Raw genomic sequence first — 3,128 nt, forward strand, 5'->3', positions numbered from 1 at the left:
GATGGATTCCCGCCTTCGCGGGAATGACGGGTGGGCAGTTTATTCCAGCACCTCCGCGATCACCGCATATACCCGGTCGAGTTCGGCATCGGTGATGCAATAGGGCGGCATGACATATACCGTGTCGCCCAATGGCCGCAGCAGCACGTTGCGGTCGCGGAAATGCGCGAGCAGGCGCGGGGCGAGATCGGACATATAGCCTTCGCCCGCGCCCACTTCGAACGCGGTGATCGTCCCCAATTGGCGCGGGTTGCGGACGCGATCGGCGATATGTGCCAGGCGCTCGCCCTGTCGGCGCGCAAGGTCGGCGATCCGCTCACGGACCGGCTCGTCGCGCCACACCGCCAGGTTCGCCACGGCGGCGGCGCAGGCGATCGGGTTGGCGGTGTAGCTCGACGAATGAAAGAACATCCGCGCGCGATCGGGCGATCGATGCGCCTCGAACATCGCGCTCGACGCCATCGTCACCGCCAGCGGCAGCGATCCGCCGGTAATCCCCTTCGACAGGCACAGCAGGTCGGGCACGATTCCTGCCTGTTCGCACGCCAGCAGGGTGCCGGTGCGGCCCCAGCCGGTCATGACTTCATCGGCGATCAGCGGCACGCCGTGGCGGTCGCAGATCCGCCGCATCTCGGCCAGGATCGTGGGGGCATAGAAATGCATGCCGCCAGCGCCCAGCACCAAAGGCTCGACCAGCAACGCCGCCGGCGAATCGTGGCGGCAGGCGTGATCGAGCGCGTCGAGCGTCGGCTGGCCGTCTCCGGCGGGGCAGGGCAGGGTACCGACGTCGAACAGCAACGGCTGATATTGCTGATTGAACACCCCGCGCGCGCCGACCGACATCGCGCCGATCGTGTCGCCATGATAGCCGTGATCGAGCACCAGGATGCGATGGCGCGGCTGACCCTGATTGGCCCAGAATCCGAGCGCCATCTTCACCGCGACCTCGACCGCGGTCGATCCCGAATCCGAATAGAAAACGTGCGGCAGCCCCATCATCGCCACCAGTTCGCGTGCGAGCTGTTCGGCGGGCTCGTGCGTCCAGCCGGCGAAGATGATCTGGTCGAGCTGCGTCGCTTGTTCGGCGATCGCGGCGGTGATCCGGGGGTGCGCGTGGCCGTGCGTCGTCACCCACCAGGACGAGATCGCGTCGATGATCCGGCGGCCGTCCGTGGTGGTCAGGATCGCGTCCTTGGCCGATGCGACCACCGGGATCGGTTCGTTCAGCCCATGCTGGGTAAAGGGGTGCCAGACGGGCGAGGTCATGCGAAGTCGAATCCCGTGGCAAAGGCCGCGCGCAACGCCTCGGGCGTCAGCGGATCGAGCAGCGGCAGGCGACCCAGCCGGCGGACCTGGCCCATCCGGGCGATCGTCGCTTCGCTATCCTCCTGCGGATCGCCGATAAAGGCGATGCCGTGGATCGGCACCCCGCGCCCGCGCAGCGCCTCGATCGACAACAGGCTGTGGTTGATCGTGCCGAGCGCGGTCCGCGCGACCAAAATCGTCGGCAGGCACCAGCGCGCGAACAGATCGGCAATGGTGCGCGTGTCGTCGAACGGCACCAGCACGCCGCCCGCACCCTCGATCACCAGCGGGGCGGCGGTGGCGGGTATTTCGAGCCGGTTAAGCTCGATCGACACGCCGTCGATCGCGGCGGCGCGATGCGGCGAGCACGGCGTTTCCAGGGTGTAGGCAGACGGCAGGATGCGATCGGCAGCAACGCCCAATGCCGCCACGCGCGCCGCGTCGGTGCCGCCATCGGTGCCCGCCTGGATCGGCTTCCAATAGTCCGCGCCGATCGCCTGCGTCAGTGCAGCGGCAAAGACGGTCTTGCCGATATCAGTATCGGTGCCGGTGACGACGAAGCGCGGTGCAGTCATGCCAAAGCCTTTTGCAGGGCCGTGGCGAGCGAATCGACATCGGCCGGGGTTGCGTTGAGGGTGAGTGAGATACGCAGCCGCGCGGTGCCGTCGGGCACGGTCGGCGGGCGGATGCCGCGAACGTCGAATCCTGCGGCCTGCACCGCGCGCGCGACGCGCATGGCGCGGGCATCGTCGCCCAGGATCAGCGGCAGGATCGGCGATCCGGTGGCGATGGCCCCCAGCGGCGCGAGCGCGGCCCCGCCCGCCGCGATCAGCGCGCGCAGGTCATCGCGCCGCCACGGTTCCTGTGCCAGCGCCCGCAACCCATCGCGCACGACGGCGGCGATCAGCGGCGAAGGGGCGGTCGAAAACACGAAACCGCGCGCGCGGTTGACCAGCATGTCGCGCAGCACCGCGGGCAGGCACAGCAACGCCCCCTCGGCCCCCAGCGCCTTGCCACAGCTATGCAGGGTAATGACGTTGGGCTGGCCTTCGAGCGTTTCGGCGAGCCCGCGCCCCGAATTGCCGAAAACGCCGGTGGCGTGTGCCTCGTCGATCAGCAGAAATGCTTGCGCGGCGTCGGCGAGCGCGGCCAATTCGGCAAGCGGGGCCTGGTCGCCGTCCATGCTGTACAGGCTCTCGACCGCGATCCACACCCGTCCGCTGCCACCGGCGGCGCGCCATGCGGTGATCGCGTCCTTGAACGCGGCAACGTCGTTATGCGCGGCGGCGACTCGCTCGGCGCGGCCCAGCCGCATGCCGTCATGCGCGCTGGCGTGAAGCAAGGCGTCATACACTACCAGATCGCCGCGCTGGGGCAGGGTGGCGAACAGCGCCATATTGGCGACGAAGCCGTTGGCCAGGAACAAGGCGGCCTCGGCCCCGAAAAAGGCGGCGGCTTCGGCTTCGAGCGCTTCATGCTCGGGGTGGTTGCCACGCAGCAGCCGCGATCCGCCCGAACCTACGGGCACGCCGCGCGCAAGTGCGTCACTTGCGGCGGCGTGCAGGCGCTGGCTGGCCGCCAGGCCAATATAGTCGTTCGACGCGAAATCGACGCCGGTGCGCGGGGCAAGCGATCGGAGGCGATCGGTATTGGCGAGGGCGGCGAGATCGGCGCGGTGAACGGAAAGGAGCGACATCATCGGGGGCTTTAGCGCGGTGCGCGTGATTGGCCTAGATAGGCTGGCCGTCCCCACAGTCCGTTCGTGCTGAGTAGCCGCTGAGCTTGTCGAAGCCTGTCCTGAGCGCCTGCCTTGGCAGGCAGTC

General features: G+C 68.5%; 3 protein-coding genes. All 3 read right to left on the bottom strand.

What is annotated here, in order from left to right; translation table 11 throughout:
• Window positions 1-39 precede the first annotated feature (39 nt).
• The 3 genes from QU44_RS16645 to QU44_RS16655 are packed head-to-tail and all read right to left on the bottom strand — an operon-like array spanning window position 40 to window position 3,001.
• On the bottom strand, window positions 40-1,266 hold the full coding sequence (locus QU44_RS16645) for an adenosylmethionine--8-amino-7-oxononanoate transaminase (RefSeq protein ID WP_033923537.1): 1,227 nt from the start codon (window positions 1,264-1,266) through the stop codon (window positions 40-42).
• Window positions 1,263-1,880 (bottom strand): dethiobiotin synthase, encoded by a 618-nt coding sequence (bioD, locus tag QU44_RS16650; protein ID WP_033923538.1) that lies wholly within the window; start codon window positions 1,878-1,880, stop codon window positions 1,263-1,265. The genes QU44_RS16645 and bioD overlap by 4 nt, the downstream gene beginning before the upstream one ends.
• Window positions 1,877-3,001 carry an 8-amino-7-oxononanoate synthase gene (locus QU44_RS16655; protein ID WP_033923539.1) on the bottom strand — a complete coding sequence of 375 codons (1,125 nt, stop codon included), beginning with the start codon at window positions 2,999-3,001 and terminating at the stop codon, window positions 1,877-1,879. The genes bioD and QU44_RS16655 overlap by 4 nt, the downstream gene beginning before the upstream one ends.
• Between the last annotated feature and the right edge of the window lie 127 nt (window positions 3,002-3,128).

It is taken from the genome of Sphingomonas sp. 37zxx (assembly GCF_000786205.1).
Classification (GTDB): Bacteria; Pseudomonadota; Alphaproteobacteria; order Sphingomonadales; family Sphingomonadaceae; genus Sphingomonas.

Coding starts and splice junctions, on each gene's coding strand:
- QU44_RS16655 (WP_033923539.1), bottom strand. CDS start 3,001: ATGTCGCTCCTTTCCGTTCACCGCGCCGATCTCGCCGCCCTCGCCAAT.
- bioD (WP_033923538.1), bottom strand. CDS start 1,880: ATGACTGCACCGCGCTTCGTCGTCACCGGCACCGATACTGATATCGGC.
- QU44_RS16645 (WP_033923537.1), bottom strand. CDS start 1,266: ATGACCTCGCCCGTCTGGCACCCCTTTACCCAGCATGGGCTGAACGAA.